Source organism: Klebsiella sp. GFKo11, assembly GCF_056490265.1.
In genome coordinates, this window is record NZ_CM151369.1 from 5,868,836 (window position 1) to 5,887,664 (window position 18,829).

Below are 18,829 nucleotides of genomic sequence, written 5' to 3' on the forward strand. Positions count from 1 at the left end.
AGAAACCGGAGAGAGCCCCGCAACTAAAAATGGTTGCCGATGCTCACAGTATCTACCGGACCGCAAACGGCTGTGAATTTGTAATCCCGGATGGCGGCTAACTCCTTATCCGGGCTACCGGACCGCAAACGGCTGTGAATTTGTAGCCCGGGCAAGGCGCGCTAGCGCCGCCCCCGGGAAACAGGCGGCACTATTGTTCGGGTAAAGCATGAGAACTCCCCACGAGTTCCCGTCGTTTTCTTCTTCTTCGCCTCCCTTTATACTGCTCACTATGTCCTCTACCGATAATAAAAAATGAAATACCTCTCTTTACTGCTGGTGATGGTAAGCCTCACCGCAGGAGCCATGGAACCTGGCAGCCAATACAAACAGCAAGCCGAAGCGGGCGATCCGCGCGCACAATATTACCTGGCGGATACTTACGTCAGCTTCGGTGATTTTCCGCAGGCCGAATACTGGGCGCAAAAAGCGGCTGACAAGGGTGACGGCGATGCGCTAGCGCTGCTGGCCCAACTTAAGATTCGCAATCCGCAGCAGGCCGACTATCACCAGGCCAAAGCGCTGGCGGAACAATCCGTGCAGGTTGGCAGCAAGGCGGGTGAAATCGTTCTCGCTCGGGTACTGGTGAACCAGCAGGCCGGAACGCCGAACTATCCGCACGCCATTACGCTGTTGCAGGATGCCGCTCGGGACCCGGAAAGCGACTCCGCCGTCGACGCCCAAATGCTGCTGGGATTGATCTACGCCAGCGGCGTTCATCCTCCGGAAGATGACGCAAAGGCGACGCAGTACTTTAAAGAGAGCTCCGCCCTCTCCCGCACCGGCTATGCCGAATACTGGGCCGGAATGTTGTTCCAGCAAGGGGAAAAAGGCTTTATCGAACCGAATAAGCAGAAAGCGCTGCACTGGCTCAACGTCAGCTGTCAGGAAGGGTTTGATACCGGGTGCGAAGAGTTCGACAGGATCAGTAAAAGATAAGAAAAAGCCCGGTGCGATATGTCACCGGGCTTTTTATTTGGACAAGCCTGCTTTAAACATTGTGCCCGCATTTCTGCCGGGCGGCGGCTAACGCCTTACCCGGCCTACGAAACCCACAATATCAAACGCTAGCGCAAGTGAAACGTAATTCATTGCGCCGTTTTATCAAATTTGCCCAGCACTTCACGCTCATACGCCAGCGCTTTTTTGCGGTCAAACTTGTGTTCCCATTTGGCGATAACCAGTACCGCCAGCGCATTGCCCACCACGTTCAGCGCGGTACGCGCCATATCGAGGATACGGTCAACGCCAGCGATAAACGCCAGCCCTTCCAGTGGGATCCCCACGCTGCCCAGCGTCGCCAGCAGCACCACGAAGGAGACGCCCGGCACACCCGCAATCCCTTTCGACGTCACCATCAGCGTCAGCACGAGGGTAATTTCCTGCCAGATAGAGAGGTCAATACCGTACAACTGGGCGATAAAGATAGCCGCGATGCTCTGGTACAGCGTTGAGCCATCAAGGTTAAACGAGTAGCCGGTCGGCACCACGAAGCTGGTGATCGCCGCCGGTGCGCCATAGGCTTCCATCTTCTCAATAATACGCGGCAGCACGCTCTCAGAGCTGGCGGTGGAGTACGCCAGAATCAGCTCGTCTTTCAGAATACGAATCAGGATCCAGATACTTAGCCCGCATACACGCGCCACGATGCCCAGCACCACCAGTGCGAAAAACAGAATCGCGAAGTAAACCAGAATCACCAGCTTCGCCAGCGGCCACAGTGAGGCGAAGCCGAAGGTCGCCACGGTCACCGAGATCAGCGCAAATACCCCGATCGGCGCATAGCGCATCACCATGTGCGTCACTTTGAACATGGTTTCGGAGATGGAACGGAACACCGTGACCAGCGGTTCACGATGGGTGGCGGGCAGCGAAGATAAGCCTAAACCGAACAGCACCGAGAAGAAGATGATCGGCAGCATGTCGCCTTTCGCCATCGACGCCACGATGTTGGTCGGCACCAGCGAAAGGATCGTGCCCATGAAACCATGCGCGTGGCTCTGCACTTCCGCCGTGGTGCTCTGATATTTCGAGATATCGACCGCCGCCAGCTGCGACATATCGATCCCGGTTCCCGGCTGGAAAACGTTAGCCAGGGTAATCCCCAGCACGATCGCCACCGTAGTGATCACTTCAAAATAGATAATGGTTTTCGCGCCGATACGGCCCAGCTGTTTCGCATCACCCACGCCCGCAATGCCAACCACCAGGGTCGAAATCACAATCGGTACAACGATCATTTTTATCAGATGGATAAAGATATCGCCGGCAGGCGTCAGGAGATTCGAGATTAACCAGTCGCGGCTTTCAGCGTGGTAATGCAGGTAACTACCCAGAAGTATGCCCAGCACCAGGGCCAGCAAAATTTGCCAGGCCAGGCTGACTTTTGTTTTTTTCTTCACTACAGACTTCCTCAATGAAAGGCACCATTCCAGGAGGTAATGACGCCTGCTGAAAGGGGTATGAATTGTGTTGCGTTGCTTTATAGGATTATTTAACGCGCAGTATCAGTATCATTTGCACGGCATGCTGCGCAAGTCTTTAAGAACAGGGGTTTAATCTTGTTTTCTGCATAAACTCGCTAATATTGTCGCCTTACATTGCATAAGTATTTGTTATAAAAAATATTTAATAAATTCAATTTCTATAAATCCACTCAAGAAATTATTTCACCTCAAAGTTTCATTTGATTGCTTTTCATTCAGTTTAATTAATGCGTGATCTGCCCCCCAAATAGTAAACAAAGCCGCCAAAAGCCCTACTATTAACGTTTATTTGACATATATTTAACAACCTACAGGAGAAAAAAAGCCATGAGCCAAATACACAAACACTCTATTCCCGCTAATATTGCGGAACGCTGCCTGATTAACCCGGAACAGTACAAGGCGCAATATCAACAATCCATCACCGACCCCGACGCGTTTTGGGGTGAGCAGGGCAAAATCCTTGACTGGATCAAACCCTATACTCGCGTGAAAAACACCTCTTTCGCGCCGGGCAACATTTCCATCAAATGGTACGAAGACGGCACCCTGAACCTGGCCGCTAACTGCCTCGATCGCCATCTGGCGGAGCGCGGTGACCAGACGGCGATCATCTGGGAAGGCGACGACGCCAGCCAGAGCAAAAACATCTCTTATCGCGAACTGCATCATGACGTCTGCCGCTTTGCCAACGTCCTGCTCGACCTCGGCATTAAAAAAGGTGATGTCGTCGCTATCTATATGCCGATGGTGCCGGAAGCAGCGGTGGCTATGCTGGCCTGCGCCCGCATCGGCGCTATCCACTCGGTGATTTTCGGCGGCTTCTCGCCGGAAGCGGTCGCCGGGCGCATCATCGACTCGAACTCCCGTTTGGTTATTACCTCTGATGAAGGGCTGCGCGCCGGTCGCGCGATCCCTCTGAAGAAAAATGTTGATGACGCGTTGAAAAATCCAAACGTTAAAAGCATTGAGAACGTGGTGGTCTTCAAACGTACCGGCGGCAAAATCGACTGGCATGAAGGCCGCGACCTGTGGTGGAGCGATCTGATTGAGAAAGCCAGCGCAGAGCATCAACCGGAAGAGATGAACGCCGAAGACCCGCTGTTCATCCTTTATACCTCCGGCTCGACCGGTAAACCAAAAGGCGTACTGCACACCACCGGCGGCTACCTGGTCTATGCGGCCTCAACCTTTAAATACGTTTTCGACTACCATCCCGGCGATATCTACTGGTGTACCGCTGACGTCGGCTGGGTCACTGGCCATAGCTACCTGCTGTACGGCCCGCTGGCCTGCGGCGCGACGACGCTGATGTTCGAAGGCGTGCCAAACTGGCCAACCCCGGCACGCATGTGCCAGGTGGTCGATAAGCATCAGGTCAGCATTCTCTATACCGCACCCACGGCGATCCGCGCGCTGATGGCGGAAGGCGATAAAGCGATTGAGGGCACCGACCGCTCCTCCCTGCGCATTCTCGGCTCCGTCGGCGAGCCGATTAACCCGGAGGCCTGGGAGTGGTACTGGAAGAAGATCGGCAACGAGAAATGCCCGGTGATGGATACCTGGTGGCAGACCGAAACCGGCGGCTTTATGATCACCCCGCTGCCGGGCGCCATTGAGCTTAAGGCTGGCTCCGCTACGCGTCCATTCTTCGGCGTTCAGCCGGTGCTGGTGGATAACGAAGGTACGCCGCTGGAAGGCGCAACCGAGGGCAACCTGGCCATCGCCGACTCCTGGCCGGGCCAGGCGCGCACCTTGTTTGGCGATCACGAGCGCTTCGAGCAAACCTACTTCTCCACTTTTAAAAATATGTACTTCAGCGGTGACGGCGCGCGCCGTGATGAAGACGGTTATTACTGGATCACCGGCCGCGTGGATGACGTGTTGAACGTTTCCGGGCACCGCCTGGGCACTGCCGAAATTGAATCCGCGCTGGTGTCGCATCCGAAAATCGCTGAAGCGGCAGTGGTAGGCATTCCGCATAACATCAAAGGCCAGGCCATCTACGCCTACGTCACGCTTAATCATGGTGAGGAACCTTCGCCGGAGCTGTACGCCGAAGTACGCAACTGGGTACGCAAAGAGATTGGGCCGCTGGCCACGCCGGACATCCTGCACTGGACCGATTCACTACCGAAAACCCGCTCGGGGAAAATCATGCGCCGTATTCTGCGCAAGATTGCCGCGGGCGATACCAGTAACCTTGGCGATACTTCAACGCTCGCCGATCCTGGCGTGGTGGAAAAACTGCTCGAAGAGAAGCAGGCCATCGCTATGCCATCATAAAAACCGATCCCCTACACCCTCTCCCCACCAGGGGAGAGGACATAAATAAATACTCCCCCAAGGATTTCAGGTAGCAGGAAAGCGGTAACCAGGCTGATTCCCGACAGTTAACTGCCGGGCGGATGAGTGTTGCCGACAGATGGCGCGTGGATGACGAAAAGGGAACCTCTGGAGACGCTACGATGAACGATCAGATTTGTCAGCGGATAGAAAATAGTGCGCATTTTAGGGAGCTTGTTGCAGCCCGGCAAAGGTTTGCCACCATCCTGTCACTGATTATGTTGGTGATTTATGTGGGCTTTATTTTGCTTATCGCCTTCGCCCCCGGCTGGCTGGGCACGCCGCTGCATGCGGGAACCAGCGTCACCCGGGGTATTCCGATCGGTATCGGCGTAATCGTTATCTCTTTCGTACTAACCGGAATTTACGTCTGGCGGGCAAACGGTGAATTTGACCAGCTGACGAAGAGCATTCTCAGCGAGGTTAAAGCATCATGAAGAAAGTTCTGACGGCGCTCGCCGCCACGCTCCCTTTTACCGCCAACGCCGCAGACGCCATCACCGGCGCGGTACAGCGCCAGCCGACCAACTGGCAGGCGATTATCATGTTCCTGATTTTCGTCGCTCTGACGCTGTACATCACTTACTGGGCGTCAAAACGCGTGCGTTCGCGTAGCGATTACTACACTGCAGGCGGCAATATCACTGGCTTCCAGAACGGCCTGGCAATTGCCGGTGACTTTATGTCGGCGGCCTCGTTCCTCGGGATTTCCGCGCTGGTTTACACCTCCGGCTACGACGGATTGATCTACTCCCTCGGCTTCCTGGTCGGCTGGCCGATTATCCTGTTCCTGATCGCCGAGCGCCTGCGTAACCTCGGACGCTACACCTTTGCCGACGTGGCATCTTATCGTCTGAAACAGGGGCCGATTCGCATCCTCTCCGCCTGCGGTTCGCTAGTGGTCGTGGCGCTGTATCTGATTGCCCAGATGGTTGGTGCCGGTAAGCTTATCCAGCTGCTGTTCGGCCTCAATTACCACATCGCGGTGGTGCTGGTCGGCGTACTGATGGTGCTCTATGTGCTGTTCGGCGGCATGCTCGCCACCACCTGGGTACAAATTATTAAAGCGGTGTTGCTGCTGTTCGGTGCAAGCTTTATGGCCTTTATGGTGATGAAGCACGTCGGTTTCAGCTTCAATAACCTGTTTACCGAAGCGATGGCGGTCCATCCTAAGGGCTCAGCGATTATGAGCCCCGGCGGGCTGGTAAAAGACCCGATATCAGCGCTGTCGCTCGGTCTTGGCCTGATGTTCGGTACTGCGGGGCTGCCGCACATTCTGATGCGTTTCTTCACCGTGAGCGACGCCAAAGAAGCGCGTAAGAGCGTGTTCTACGCCACCGGCTTTATGGGTTATTTCTACATCCTGACCTTTATCATCGGTTTCGGCGCCATCATGTTGGTAGGCGCAAATCCGGCGTTTAAAGACGCGGCCGGGCAGCTTATCGGCGGCAATAATATGGCGGCGGTGCATCTGGCGGATGCGGTCGGTGGCAACTTGTTCCTTGGCTTTATCTCAGCGGTCGCCTTCGCCACGATTCTGGCGGTGGTTGCTGGCCTGACGCTGGCGGGAGCTTCGGCTGTTTCGCATGACCTGTACGCCAACGTCTTTAAGAAAGGAGCAACCGAACGCGAAGAGTTGAGAGTGTCGAAGATTACCGTGCTGATTCTGGGCGTGGTGGCGATTCTGCTGGGCATCCTGTTCGAGAATCAAAACATCGCGTTTATGGTCGGTCTGGCGTTCTCTATCGCCGCCAGCTGTAACTTCCCGATTATCCTGCTGTCGATGTACTGGTCGAAGCTGACCACGCGTGGGGCGATGATTGGCGGCTGGCTGGGCCTGTTGACCGCAGTGATTCTGATGATCCTCGGCCCGACCATTTGGGTGCAGATCCTCGGCCACGAAAAGGCGGTATTCCCATATGAATATCCGGCGCTGTTCTCTATCGCCATTGCCTTTGTTGGTATCTGGTTCTTCTCCGCTACCGATAACTCAGAGGAAGGATTGCGCGAGCGCGAGCGGTTCCGCGCGCAGTTTATCCGTTCGCAGACCGGTATCGGTATTGAGAAGGGTCAGGCGCATTAAGTTCTTTCGTTCCCCCGACCTGACGGTCGGGGAACGTTTCATTTTAGTTATAGCTAAACGTTATTGTGCCGCTCGCATTAGCGGTCCCCGGCGTCACTTCAGCGCCAGTTTTATAATAGTTAGTCGAAAACGCCAGCGAGTTTGACGCCGCCGCCCCGCCTGGGTTAGCAGGATCGGTGAATTTCGTATAACTGGCCTCTGCGCCTGAATTCGTTATCGTGGTTCTGTTAGTTTCTGCAAATACCCTGTAGGTAGTGGTATTCACAGACAGCGGCGCGCCGTTGATATTCAACTGAACCCCTACACCGGTAGCCACGTTTTCACCAGGCGTTAACGCAATCACGGTGTGGTCCGGATTATCCCCCTCCGCTTCTGTCGCCGTAATACGCATCGTCACGTTAGTCCCTGGCTCACAGGTCAGCGCCAACGTTTGCTGGGCGGAGCCAACTTTGCTGGAGAGATTAAATTCACTCGTTTTAACCGAACCCATTGGGAAATTTAGCGCGGTCGTACTTGCCGTGCAGCCCATCGGCGTCAGCTGGATTTTCGTCGTTCCGGTCACGTGCAGTTGAGAAATAACCATCGTTCCAGAACTATCTTTAATAGAAACTGAGGAGACGGGATCCTTCAGCGTCAGGGAGCTATTGCTGGCGATCGCCCCGCCCGTAGCAATAAGCTGCAGCTGATACTTTGGGGTATAATTTGTAGCAGCCCAGGTATCAAGAATCCCATTTGGCTTGCCCAGGTAGAAGTTTGCATCACCGATATAATGCTGGCTATAATCCGCATTAAAATCATCAGTATCACCACCATATTCCCCGGTAACATTCAACCACACCTTAACTCTGAGACCGATACCGGGCACGCTAGTTGTATATATCCCGTCGCTAACAGATGAAATGGTATTTCCTGAAGACCATGCAAACTGAGCATATATATTACCCTGGCAGTTAAGAACCGAGGTTTGCGATCGGGTGATTTGGCCAGAATCATAAAGAACCGTCCCGGCCGAGTAACTCCCAGCATTAATCAATATTTGCTCTGGAAGATTCGTCATCGACACATCACCATAATTGGTGCCGCTGGTACATGACCAACCATAAATTGGGAAGAGACAAACCAGCAATAGTAAAATATATTTTTTCATAAATCTCCCTGACGAAAAACAAATCACTTATATGACACATTAAAAGTGACCGTATAGACGACATTTCCTGCCGTTACATGACCGTAGGGTGTATACATTCTGGCGCTCATATCAAAAGTATGCCCCGAGGAGCTATCATTGAATACATAGGTATAGCTATCGTTTGGCCCCAACGTTTTCTGATCCTCTGCACTAAGCAGTTGCAGCCCGACGTCCTTGGCACCATAAATCAACTCATTTTCATAAATCGCGGTGTAGGTACTATCAAACGGAACACCATTAAATGTTATCGCTGCTGAAGTCGTGCCTGTCGAGCAATTATCAAAGACCAGTGACACTGCTGTGGTTTCACTCGTCGCCCCCGGTTTGCCGGTCAGATATTGATAGGAAACCGTGCCCAGGTCGATAGCATTGGATGGCTTCACGGACACTTCACATACGGGCTCTTCAATCGTACCGGTGACATTAAAATTAACGGTACTCGTCGCATCATAAGCCCAGGCAGGCATCGTGCCGCTCAGCAGAAGCCCTGTAATCAATAATAGCGTTCGAGATTTCATCGATGGTTTAGCATGATTTACCCGCATCGCTACCGTTCTGACTTTCTGGTTTAAACCGAATATATTGATATTCATCATCGGCAATCCGCTTCATAAAAAACAATATCATCAACTGATTTATTGGACGACAAATCATATTTGAGATAGCACTGGGTATTTTGAGCATCACCCCACTTCACAAATAGCCGGCCTTTTTCCGGGAGCCCGGTAAGATAGGCCTGCCCGGAATCACCAACAATGGAACTGCGGTCTTCTTTATGGTCCCGGCTTTCATCATCTAACGTAATAACGGCGCCAAAAGGCACAGCTTTATTCTGGTAACGCAAGGTCATCATCGCTTTATAGCCAATCCAGGTATCGTATTTTACCTTAACGATAGCGCTGCGCGTCGGTACCACCGTTCTGACGATATTATCAATTTCCGCCCCCGAGACCTGTTGCTCATCAAGGGAGAGATTATTTTCATGGTAGGGCCGAACAAAGGGCACGACGGCGTATCCAGCAGAATCGGTCATCACGTTAGTCTGTCCACGTACTGCTACATCGCTGACGCCGGGCGCTTCAACCAGCGCCACGCTTTCGCCAAGATAGCGTGAAAAAGTGACGCCACCGGAGTGGGCAACCATCCCGCCGCGCAGCGAGTAATTATAATGAGAGCTATAGCTGTCATAACCGTATCCAGCCGCCACTTCACCTTTTGAACCTTGATAGTTCAGGTTGACGTTCCCCGAGGTACTTCTGTCGTTTGCGTTATATCCTTCCTGCACGTTCCAGTTCAGGGAACGGTCCGTAAAGGCTGTGCCATTTAAACCAAGGCTATGCGTGGTGTCGCCCTTCCGACTACTGTTCATATTGTAGTTAGCCGACATATCTGCGCCGAAAGGTACGCTCACGGTGAGGGAAATAATATTATCGCTGGACGGCGAACTATCACTGTCCTGGCTAGTGCTCTGCACATTTCGGTTATAGGAGTAGTTGATAAAATATGACACCCGACCAAAGGTGTTGCTATAACTCACCCCCAGAGACTCCATACGTGAATTATCCCAGTAGGACTCACTGACCAGTGAAAGGGAGAGTGAGCCAAAACCAGAGAATATCTGCGAAGCCGATGCGTCAAAACGATCTTTCGTCCGCCCGGTTGATGAACAACAACCGCTGTAAGCATTCTCGTTATCGATAAAATTTTGCAGCGAGTAGTAGCCATGCGTTGAATAACGATAGCCAGCGACGGAAAAGTTGGTTCCCGTCAGCGGGAAATCTTTACTAAAGCGCACGCGATAAGACTGCCCTTCGCTGGATGACGTTTTATCCGATGCAGGATTTTCTTTTATATCAGCCACAGACTGGGAAGCATCAAATGAGAGCGCGCCGACAGAACCCAGATTAAACCCAGCCCCCAGCAGCAAATTACTATATTTATCTTCTAATTGCTGGAAACCACTGTATAGCGTGACGTTACTCAGTGCCCCCCAGGCAACCGTTGATTGCAGGAAGTTATACTCCTTTCCTCCTGAACTCCCCGAGCGCGTTTTACCACTGCTGAAAGAGTAATCGACCTGTCCCTCACGTTGCAAAATCGCCAGCGAAGCGAAAGGCACAACAAAGCTCTGTTCGCTGCCATCGGACTCTTTTACCGTCACATAGAGATCGCCCGCGCTCCCGGTTGGGTAAAGGTCGTTTATTTCGAATGCGCCAGGAGAGACCGTGGTTTTATAGATGCTGTATCCGTTCTGATAAACCGTCACGTCGGCGGTCGTGCGGGCGATCCCTTTAATCACCGGCGCAAAACCATTCATGCTATCCGGGAGCATCTCTTTATCTGAGTTCAGTTGCAGACCGGTGAAGCTGATACTGTCAAACACGCCTGATGAGGTATAGGTCTGCCCCATTATCATCTGGCCTTTCAGGGCGTGAATATCACGTGAAATATAGCTGTAGACGGAGTCCCACTGATTACCATCATTATTATGATTGAGGGTGCTGTAATTTCGTAAACGCCATGGTCCAACGTTCAGACCTGGTTGCAGGCTGACAAACTGGCTGGACGTCGATTCGCCGCCGTGTCGCGGATCGGTTTTTTGCCCGGAAAGATTATAGTTAAACAACCCGGCAGTAATGCCCTGCTGCCATCTGCTTTCGGGAACATAACCCTGCGGACGGTGCAACATGGCGACCTGAGGCAATGTGAAATCGACCCGCTGATGCGAAAGCTGTACCGCCGTCTCCCATCCGGGGATCGCGGACAGCTTTGCGCACCCGGATCCAGCCACCGTGAGTTCGGGATAATCTTCGGTTTTGATCGACCACTCTTTCAGTTGCGCAACGCTGATACACGGCTGAACAGAAGAATCATCACCTTCATTTTGCGGCTTGAAAACGATGGATTCAGAAGTAATAAACTTGTCGTTAAGATAGACATCGAGATTGTATTTACCCGGAGGTACGGTTTCCTGGGAGATATAGGATAAGTCTACGGCTGTCGCACCCGTTTCATTCACTTCAAGTAAGTGTGGGTTAAAGTATTCCCCAGCGACAGTCGGTAATGGGATTGTGCCAAGACAGCAGAGAATAGCAATGTAGCTGCTTTTCAATACAAATGTATTATTACACTCAATATCATTGAATGATGGCAGTATATTTCGGTCCTGACATACCATAATCATTGATCACGCTCCATGTGACTTCTCTTTTCCCAGATGAAGATGCGCTTGCTGCCGGTATTTTTATCGTTGAGTAAGGGGCAACAAACCACGCTTCAGGCACTGCCTTGCCATTAATAAATATCCCTGAGAAATTCATATATAGTGGAGAGTCGTTTTTCACCTTCAGCACTCTTCCTTCACTGGACCATTGCAGTTTCTCAGAGTAGTTTTCTGGAATGGCTTTTTTTAAGGCTGCGGGTCGATAAATAAGTTTAATTCGGGAGTTGATAGCAAATTGCACCATGTTCTTGTCTGGTGCGTTTTCCATTGCAGGAATCCCTTTAACATTAAGCCAAAACATCGACTCCCGATCTTCCGGCAGAGGTTTACCTGAACGGAGAATGCGCACAAACCCTTGTTCACCCGCCTTCAATCGGAAAAGAGGAGGGGTAGTAATAAATGAATCTTTCGCGGGTGTTGTCCCATCCACAATGGAGATCCAGGACTGTACTATATTTGTAACATTATCTTTATTTTGAACAGACACTGTCGTTGTCTTTTGTGTGCCATCGAAGATAACGCGCGTGCCACCAACAACCACACTCGCCTGCGATACGGAGATACAGGAAAATAAAAAAACACAACATAATAATCTGTTCATAGCAGTGTCCAAACAGGGAAAGCAAACTGCTTTCCCTTTATATATTTTTACTTAATTAATAATAGGTAACGTTATAAGTTACTGTCGTCGACACCGGACCTTTAGTTGGGTCAGAGGCACCAGATTTAGCCATTTTTACGGTAAACGGAACGGTTGCTGAACCGGAGGTGATATCAACATTAGAGCCTTCGGTATTGTTCTTCTGTAAAGCTCCGGCGTTATCAAAAATAGCGACAGCTACATTGGCAGCTGGGGTCCCTGAAGCCTGGTTTTTAAAATAATCACTATTGTAAGTATCCGCTTCACCACCAAAGGTAATTTTGGCTTTAGTCAGTGCCCCTGCGTCCGTAGGGCAAGCGGTCAAATTGAAAGTGAAACTTTTCGCCGCGCTATAGGTATTAGCTTTTAAGTCTGCTACCGAGACAGTCCCCATCTCAATAGAGGAAACGCCGCCATCAATAGTGGCAGTACACGTCGTATCGGAAACCGTTCCGGTAAACTTGATAGTGTTATCCGCATGAGACATTGCAACCAGAGAGCAGCCCGCAGATAAGGCCAGAATTTTAGCTAAAGTTTTTACATTGGTTTTCATTGGTATTCCCCTATTTATCCAGATTAACAATCAATCCATCAATTGTTTATGGCGATATATTAGAGAATGGGATTGGATACCAACCTGATATACAGGTTGATATATTTCCTGGGAAATGAATTGCTTGCATATAATATTAATTATAAATACCAATGCAAGAGCTTTAGCTCCACATGAATCCATTCAATAATAAAAGCTCACGTCGCTAAGATAACCGAAAGTAGGAGTATTCTCAACAAGGTTGAGACATCTCGCTTAAGGATATAATTAGTCACCATCAATAATCACGATGTATAACTTGAAAATAAACAAGAAAAATCATGATATTATAAAATAAATACATTCACACAAAAAATATAAAATACAAAACACATACTCAAAACAACTATAAAATCACTAAAAAATGAAACATTTAGTTACAATTCAAACGTAAAGCAATTGAGAAAATTCGCGAAAAAACCAATAAAAAACACACCTAATCTCTATTTAACATTAATATCGCAACTGATTGAATCATCAATTACATAAGTATATACATGTAGCGTTAATTAACATTTTCTATTAAAAATACTTAATACACCATTATATTTCCCAGTCTATCCGCAAAGATAATAATCGTGATAATGATTATCAAAACATCGCCCATCGCACCAACGGCGCGGCCAATACCATCACCACACCGGAAAGCATCATCACCAGGCTGGCGACCACGCCCTCCTGCGGCCCTAGCTCATAGGAACGAGCCGTTCCGGCACCATGAGACGCCGCGCCAAATCCCGCCCCTTTCGCCATCCCCTCTCGAATAGAAAGACGCAGAAACAGCACATCGCCCACCGCCATACCAAATACCCCGGTCACGACCACAAACAGGGCGACTAAATCAGGCTGACCGCCCAGCGGTTTGGCTGCCGCCAGCGCAAAGGGCGTCGTCACCGAACGTACCGCCAGGCTACGCTGGATCTCATCAGGCAGCGTAAACAGCCGCGCCAGCCACACCGAGCTGGTCACCGCAACAACCGACGCGGTAGTGACGCCAGCGGCCAGCGACATCCAGTGGCGCTTAATAATCGTCAGGTTGTCATACACCGGGACGGCAAAGGCGATGGTCGCCGGACCCAGCAACCACAGCAGCCAGTGGGTTTCCCCGATATAGCTTTGATAGGAGATATGGCCAAATACCAGGATCAGTACCAACAGGACTGGGGTAAAAACCAGCGGCATCAGCGGGAGCTTATGAAAGCGTCGATAGAGACGTTTGTTGGCAAAATAGAGCCCCAGCGTAACGATAAGACACAGGACGCTCAGCTGAAAATCACTCATGTTTCATCCTGCTCACTTCATAGCGATACACTTTATCGACCACCCACGCCGTCGTGCCCAGTACCATGATGGTGCTCAGCCCAATAACCAAAAAGATGCGCCAGCCATCAACCATCAGCAGTTGGGCGTAGTTCACGACCGCAACCACTGCTGGCACGAAAAACAGCAGCATCTCCGCCAGCAGCCAGCGAGCCCCGGCGCGTACCCAGTTTAAGGGGATAACCCGACAGACAATCAGCGCCAGCAGCAGCAACATGCCGACTAAATTTGCCGGAAGCGGCAGGTGCAACCAGTTAACCAAATATTCAGCGCAGACAAACAATCCGGCATAGATCAGTACCTGAATCGGTACCTGAAGGCGTTGCATGACGAAAGGCGTCACGCGAGCTGGCGCGAAGGCCATGAGCGGAATTCCTGAAAAAGATGACAGGCGTGCAGTATAGAGAGCCGCCAGGCCTGGTAGAAATGAATTAAAATCATCACAGGTATAGTCTCAGGGAATAATTATGGATATCCGAACGCTGCGTTATTTTGTTGAAGTAGTCCGCCAGCAAAGCTTTACCCGTGCGGCGGAGAAGCTATTCGTCACGCAGCCCACCATCAGCAAGATGCTCAAAAATCTGGAAGATGAGCTGAACTGCACCCTGCTGATTCGCGATGGGCGCAAGCTATTGCTGACCGATACCGGGCGGGTGGTTTTCGAGCGCGGACAGGCCATTCTTGGTGAGTTTCATCAGCTCGAGTCGGAGCTGAGCGATATTAATCATCTGCACAAAGGTGTGCTGCGTCTGGGGATCCCGCCGATGGTGGGAATGCTGATGGCGGAACCGATTAGCCACTTTCGCCAGCGCTACTCGGGCGTTGAACTCAAGATTGCCGAGTTTGGCGGATTGACGGTGCAGCAGGCCGTGAGCAACGGCGAGCTGGATTTGGCGATGACGGCGCTCCCCGTTGATGAGGCCAGCGGCCTGAGCACGCTGTCGTTGTTTAGTCATCCACTCTGCGTGCTTACTCCGAGAACAGCGCAGTGGGAAAGCATATCGTCACTGTCTCCGAAGGCGCTCGCCGAGCATCCTCTGGTGATTTATAACGAAGATTTTGCCCTCAGCCAGCAGTTGATGCAGCTTTTTACCCAGCACGAGGTTAAGCCGCGTATTGCGGTGCGTAGCGGGCAGTGGGATTTTCTGGCCGCGATGGTACAAGCGGGGATTGGGATAGCGATTCTGCCGGAGCCGATTTGCCAGCGTCTCGATGCGCAAAGTTTTTGCTGGATACCGTTGCAGAGCGAGCTGCGTTGGGAATTGGGGATGATTTGGCGGGAGGGCGTGTATATGTCGCACAGCGCGCGGGCATGGCTGGAGTGCAGTAAGGCATTCTGGCTGGAGTGAGCTCCCGGGTTGCGGCGTAAACGCCTTACCCGGGCTACAGATTCCCAATCGTCTGAGGGACGGTAACCCGGACAAGGCGCGTCAGGCGCCTCCGGGGAACAGGTTCGGGATTAATGATCTTCGATTAACAGCGCTTCCAGCAGGTCGAGATCGTGCAACATCTTCTGCAGCGTCTCGTTGCTGATCTGCCGGGTGGCACGCAGGTGGTATAGCTCCCCGCGCTCTGAACGCAGCGCAGCCAGGCGGAATCGACGTTCGAGGCTCTCTTCCAGCATCGACGTTTCCACATCGTTACGTCCATCGACCCGACGACGCAGGTTACCAATTACCCGCGAACTAACCTCGGTCAGCAGCTGATTATCGATATTCTCTTTAGTGTCTGATGCCAGGCGCTCTTCCATTTTCTGAATCGCGACAATCGCCACGTCCGCCGTTGCCGCCCGCGCCAGACGCTCTTCTTTGCGCTGCTGAACGTGGTCGCTCGACTCGATATGGCGCAGCAGAATCGGCAGCGCAATCACACCAACAAACAGGGAGAACAGAATCACCCCGGCGGCAAGGAACACCAGCTCATAGCGCGCCGGGAAGACGTTACCGTCCGGCAACAGCAGAGGAATCGACAGCACACCGGCAAGAGTAATCGCCCCGCGCACCCCGGCGACGGAGGAGATCAGCAGTTCACGCGTGGTCCAGGAGCCAAACTCCATCGGTTTCTTTTTCAGGAAGCGCTGGCTCAATTTACGCATCGTCCACAGCCAGCCAAAGCGCACCAGCATCAGGGCGGCGTAAATCAGGATGATATCGGTAAATAGCATCCAGGTTTCAACGTTCGGATCCGCCTCTGCCGCCACCAGCGAGCTCGACAGAATATCCGGCAGCTGCAGCCCCAACAGCAGGAAAACCATGCCGTTAAACACGAATTCCAGCATCGCCCAGGTGCTGTTAGCACGCAGGCGCATCGCCAGCGGTGCGCTGCGCATCACGCCGGAACGGGTGATGGTCATCCCCGCAGCAACCGCCGCCAGGATCCCGGAAAAACCGATATGTTCGGCAATCAGGTAGGAAGCGAACGGCAGCAGGAACAGCAGGACAATCTGCGTTGCCGGTTCATCGCCGCCCCAACGGCTAAGAAAGCGCATTGAACGCCCGTACAGCCAACTGACCACGAATCCTGCAAGAATGCCGCCCACCGCCACTTTGAAGAACTCTACCGTCGCTCCGCCGACGGTAAAGACCATCGTGCCCATCGCTACCGCGACGGCAAACTTCAGGGAGACCAGGCCGGAGGCGTCGTTCATCAGCGCCTCACCCTGCAAAATCCCCATAATTTTTTTCGGGATGCGCCCTTCACCAACAATCCCTGAGAGCGCTACGGCATCCGTCGGTGACAGCACCGCCGCCAGCGCGAAGGCCGGTATCAGCGGAATGCCCGGCACGATCCAGTAGATGAGGTAGCCAATACCGACCACCGTCACCAGCACCAGCGCTAGCGCCAGACCAAATATTTCTCGCCCATGCTCAATGAACTCGCGGGTCGGCGTCTTCCAGCCATCAGCAAATAGCAGCGGCGGGATAAACAGAACCAGAAAGAGTTCAGGGTCGAATTCGACGTGTAGTCCAAAGGTAGGCCAGGCCAGCATCGCGCCAATGCCTATTTGGATTAAAGGTAGTGGAACCTGAAAGGGCAGTACGCGTGTAACCACCCCGGAGAGAGAGACCACGAGGGTCATGATGAGTATGGTAAAGAATATTTCCATGTGTTCCCTGTTTGCTGCGTTTTCTTTTTTTACATCTGAGGCGTCATGTCTCGAAATGGTACGCTACTCAGATTAACGCAAAAGGAAACAGGATGTGGCTTAAAAATAAATCGGGCGGCCAAAGCCGCCCGTGATTAGCAGAAAAAGTTAAATCGCCCAGCCGCCAGCGTAGAAAATAACCAGCGCCGCCGCGATGATCACCGTCCCCAGGTTCAGCTTGCGCCACTCCCCGGACACCAGACGACCAATCACCAGTGAAGCAAAGCCAATCATGATGCCGGTAACGATGTTACAGGTCAGCACGATAAAGACCGCCGTAATCAGGCCCGCCATCGCATCGACAAAATCGTTAAAGTCGATTTTCGCCACGTTGCTCAGCATCAGCAAGCCAACGTACATCAGCGCCGGAGCCGTCGCGTACGCTGGTACCAGATAAGAGAGCGGAGAGAGGAACAGGATCAGCAGGAACAGCACGCCAACGGTTACCGCAGTCAGGCCCGTTTTGCCGCCAGCCGCCGTACCGGCAGCCGATTCGATATAGACCGCTGCCGGAGCCGCACCGACCAGACCGGAGAAGACGCTGCTCAGGGAGTCAGTGGTCAATGCTTTGCCGCCGTTGATAATCTGCCCGTCTTTATCCAGCAAGTTTGCCTGACCGGCTACCGCGCGGATGGTGCCAGTAGCATCAAATACTGCGGTCATCACCAGCGCCAGCACGCTCGGCAGAACGATGGGGTTCAGCGCGCCCACGATATCCAGGCTACCGATCAGCGAGTTGCCGTGCTCGTCGCTCAGCGACGGCATAGCGAAAACACCGGAGAAGTGAACGTTAGGATCGAAAATCAGGCCGATAACCGACACGCCGATAATCGTCAGCAGAATACCGCCCGGCACTTTGAGTTTTTCGAGGCCGATAATCACCGCCAGCCCCACCAGCGACATAATCACCGGGAAGCTGTCGAAATTACCCAACGCCACCGGCAGGCCGTCCAGCGGGTTTTTGATGACCAGACCAACGCCGTTGGCGGCGATCAGCAGCAGGAACAGGCCGATACCAATCCCCGTGCCGTGCGCAACGCCCTGCGGCAGATTACGCAAGATCCAGCTACGAATACCGGTTGCGGAAATCACGGTAAACAGCACGCCCATCAGGAACACGGCACCCAACGCTACCGGAATACTGATCTGTTGGCCCAACACCAGGCTAAAGGCGGTAAAGGCGGTCAGCGAAATCGCGCAGCCAATTGCCAGCGGCAGGTTCGCCCACAGTCCCATGAGCAGAGAGCCAACGCCCGCCACCAGGCAGGTGGAGACAAAGACCGCCGCCGGTGGGAAACCGGCTTTTCCGAGCATACCCGGCACCACGATGACGGAATACACCATCGCCAGAAAGGTCGTAAGACCGGCAACGATTTCCTGGCGCACGGTGCTGCCGCGAGCAGAAATTTTAAACCAGGCGTCCAATGAACCGCCGGTACGCGCTGAAGGCGTAGACATAGAAAACTTCCCCTGAGAATTTTTATCGTTCGTTTGGATGCGAGGTGGACCATCCACTGCCAGTTAAACGCGATCTCCTTGTGCTACATCGCAGCGCCAGGGGCTGTGAAAAGCAAACGTTTAACTCCGCGCATACAATACGGTGTGAAGAATGACTTTGCTCCCCCCTGTTAGCAGAGGAAATGATGAGCAAAATAAAAAGGCAAACGATTATCCAGCCTTTAGATGGGCCTTTTCAACTGAAGATTGCCGTATTTCGCTAAATTTCGCTTATGACGTTCAGGAAATAACCAGCCGATGCGCAAACG

The 18,829-nt window shown here is 52.4% G+C and carries 15 protein-coding genes; 5 read left to right on the plus strand and 10 right to left on the minus strand.

Annotation, left to right across the window (positions count from 1 at the left end):
* The first annotated feature begins 294 nt into the window (after positions 1 to 294).
* The gene (locus AC07P6_RS28175) at positions 295 to 978 is read left to right on the plus strand and encodes a tetratricopeptide repeat protein (protein ID WP_142514441.1); all 684 of its coding nucleotides are present in this window, start codon (positions 295 to 297) and stop codon (positions 976 to 978) included.
* Between the two features lie 149 nt (positions 979 to 1,127).
* Here the strand turns inward: AC07P6_RS28175 and gltP are convergent, their stop codons facing one another.
* Complete coding sequence (gltP, locus tag AC07P6_RS28180) at positions 1,128 to 2,441, minus strand: glutamate/aspartate:proton symporter GltP (RefSeq protein ID WP_112215858.1); 1,314 nt, start codon at positions 2,439 to 2,441, stop codon at positions 1,128 to 1,130.
* Between the two features lie 411 nt (positions 2,442 to 2,852).
* Here gltP and acs point away from each other — a divergent pair, with 411 nt between their 5' ends.
* The 3 genes from acs (at position 2,853) to actP (ending at position 6,954) form a co-directional block, all read left to right on the plus strand.
* Positions 2,853 to 4,811, plus strand: a complete 1,959-nt coding sequence (gene acs, locus AC07P6_RS28185; protein WP_304255179.1) for an acetate--CoA ligase — start codon at positions 2,853 to 2,855, stop codon at positions 4,809 to 4,811.
* Between the two features lie 182 nt (positions 4,812 to 4,993).
* The gene (locus AC07P6_RS28190; protein ID WP_110274548.1) at positions 4,994 to 5,308 is read left to right on the plus strand and encodes a DUF485 domain-containing protein; all 315 of its coding nucleotides are present in this window, start codon (positions 4,994 to 4,996) and stop codon (positions 5,306 to 5,308) included.
* Entirely contained in the window at positions 5,305 to 6,954 is a 1,650-nt protein-coding gene (actP, locus tag AC07P6_RS28195) for a cation/acetate symporter ActP (protein ID WP_181483991.1), read from the plus strand. The genes AC07P6_RS28190 and actP overlap by 4 nt, the downstream gene beginning before the upstream one ends.
* Before the next feature lie 43 nt (positions 6,955 to 6,997).
* Here actP and AC07P6_RS28200 read toward each other — a convergent pair whose 3' ends face one another.
* The 7 genes from AC07P6_RS28200 to AC07P6_RS28230 form a co-directional block, all read right to left on the minus strand.
* Positions 6,998 to 8,101, minus strand: coding sequence for a type 1 fimbrial protein (locus AC07P6_RS28200; protein WP_478315191.1), 1,104 nt, complete (start codon positions 8,099 to 8,101; stop codon positions 6,998 to 7,000).
* A gap of 23 nt (positions 8,102 to 8,124) precedes the next feature.
* Complete coding sequence (locus AC07P6_RS28205) at positions 8,125 to 8,739, minus strand: fimbrial protein (protein WP_478315192.1); 615 nt, start codon at positions 8,737 to 8,739, stop codon at positions 8,125 to 8,127.
* Positions 8,736 to 11,327 carry a fimbria/pilus outer membrane usher protein gene (locus tag AC07P6_RS28210; RefSeq protein WP_478315193.1) on the minus strand — a complete coding sequence of 864 codons (2,592 nt, stop codon included), beginning with the start codon at positions 11,325 to 11,327 and terminating at the stop codon, positions 8,736 to 8,738. Before AC07P6_RS28210 ends, AC07P6_RS28205 begins: the two co-directional genes overlap by 4 nt.
* The gene (locus AC07P6_RS28215) at positions 11,281 to 11,967 is read right to left on the minus strand and encodes a fimbrial assembly chaperone (RefSeq protein WP_478315194.1); all 687 of its coding nucleotides are present in this window, start codon (positions 11,965 to 11,967) and stop codon (positions 11,281 to 11,283) included. Before AC07P6_RS28215 ends, AC07P6_RS28210 begins: the two co-directional genes overlap by 47 nt.
* A gap of 55 nt (positions 11,968 to 12,022) precedes the next feature.
* Positions 12,023 to 12,559 carry a fimbrial protein gene (locus AC07P6_RS28220; protein WP_478315195.1) on the minus strand — a complete coding sequence of 179 codons (537 nt, stop codon included), beginning with the start codon at positions 12,557 to 12,559 and terminating at the stop codon, positions 12,023 to 12,025.
* Positions 12,560 to 13,189: 630 nt separating this feature from the next.
* Positions 13,190 to 13,879 (minus strand): LrgB family protein, encoded by a 690-nt coding sequence (locus AC07P6_RS28225; protein ID WP_478315196.1) that lies wholly within the window; start codon positions 13,877 to 13,879, stop codon positions 13,190 to 13,192.
* On the minus strand, positions 13,872 to 14,282 hold the full coding sequence (locus tag AC07P6_RS28230) for a CidA/LrgA family protein (protein ID WP_478315197.1): 411 nt from the start codon (positions 14,280 to 14,282) through the stop codon (positions 13,872 to 13,874). Before AC07P6_RS28230 ends, AC07P6_RS28225 begins: the two co-directional genes overlap by 8 nt.
* A gap of 103 nt (positions 14,283 to 14,385) precedes the next feature.
* Here AC07P6_RS28230 and AC07P6_RS28235 point away from each other — a divergent pair, with 103 nt between their 5' ends.
* Positions 14,386 to 15,267: a LysR substrate-binding domain-containing protein gene (locus AC07P6_RS28235; RefSeq protein WP_478315198.1), complete on the plus strand. Its 882-nt coding sequence runs from the start codon at positions 14,386 to 14,388 to the stop codon at positions 15,265 to 15,267.
* A 110-nt stretch (positions 15,268 to 15,377) separates the two neighbouring features.
* Here AC07P6_RS28235 and AC07P6_RS28240 read toward each other — a convergent pair whose 3' ends face one another.
* Both AC07P6_RS28240 and AC07P6_RS28245 read right to left on the minus strand, forming a co-directional pair.
* The gene (locus AC07P6_RS28240) at positions 15,378 to 17,024 is read right to left on the minus strand and encodes a Na+/H+ antiporter (RefSeq protein WP_304255161.1); all 1,647 of its coding nucleotides are present in this window, start codon (positions 17,022 to 17,024) and stop codon (positions 15,378 to 15,380) included.
* Positions 17,025 to 17,171: 147 nt separating this feature from the next.
* A complete protein-coding gene (locus tag AC07P6_RS28245; RefSeq protein WP_478315199.1) occupies positions 17,172 to 18,521 on the minus strand; it encodes an NCS2 family permease in 1,350 nt (449 codons plus the stop codon).
* Positions 18,522 to 18,829: the final 308 nt, after the last annotated feature.

Bases quoted from the DNA above. Each gene is read 5' to 3' on its own strand.
- AC07P6_RS28200 (WP_478315191.1), bottom strand. From the start codon at position 8,101: ATGAAAAAATATATTTTACTATTGCTGGTTTGTCTCTTCCCAATTTAT.
- actP (WP_181483991.1), top strand. From the start codon at position 5,305: ATGAAGAAAGTTCTGACGGCGCTCGCCGCCACGCTCCCTTTTACCGCC.
- AC07P6_RS28245 (WP_478315199.1), bottom strand. From the start codon at position 18,521: ATGTCTACGCCTTCAGCGCGTACCGGCGGTTCATTGGACGCCTGGTTT.
- AC07P6_RS28205 (WP_478315192.1), bottom strand. From the start codon at position 8,739: ATGATGAATATCAATATATTCGGTTTAAACCAGAAAGTCAGAACGGTA.
- AC07P6_RS28230 (WP_478315197.1), bottom strand. From the start codon at position 14,282: ATGGCCTTCGCGCCAGCTCGCGTGACGCCTTTCGTCATGCAACGCCTT.
- AC07P6_RS28190 (WP_110274548.1), top strand. From the start codon at position 4,994: ATGAACGATCAGATTTGTCAGCGGATAGAAAATAGTGCGCATTTTAGG.
- AC07P6_RS28175 (WP_142514441.1), top strand. From the start codon at position 295: ATGAAATACCTCTCTTTACTGCTGGTGATGGTAAGCCTCACCGCAGGA.
- acs (WP_304255179.1), top strand. From the start codon at position 2,853: ATGAGCCAAATACACAAACACTCTATTCCCGCTAATATTGCGGAACGC.
- AC07P6_RS28210 (WP_478315193.1), bottom strand. From the start codon at position 11,327: ATGATTATGGTATGTCAGGACCGAAATATACTGCCATCATTCAATGAT.
- AC07P6_RS28225 (WP_478315196.1), bottom strand. From the start codon at position 13,879: ATGAGTGATTTTCAGCTGAGCGTCCTGTGTCTTATCGTTACGCTGGGG.
- AC07P6_RS28215 (WP_478315194.1), bottom strand. From the start codon at position 11,967: ATGAACAGATTATTATGTTGTGTTTTTTTATTTTCCTGTATCTCCGTA.
- AC07P6_RS28235 (WP_478315198.1), top strand. From the start codon at position 14,386: ATGGATATCCGAACGCTGCGTTATTTTGTTGAAGTAGTCCGCCAGCAA.
- AC07P6_RS28220 (WP_478315195.1), bottom strand. From the start codon at position 12,559: ATGAAAACCAATGTAAAAACTTTAGCTAAAATTCTGGCCTTATCTGCG.
- AC07P6_RS28240 (WP_304255161.1), bottom strand. From the start codon at position 17,024: ATGGAAATATTCTTTACCATACTCATCATGACCCTCGTGGTCTCTCTC.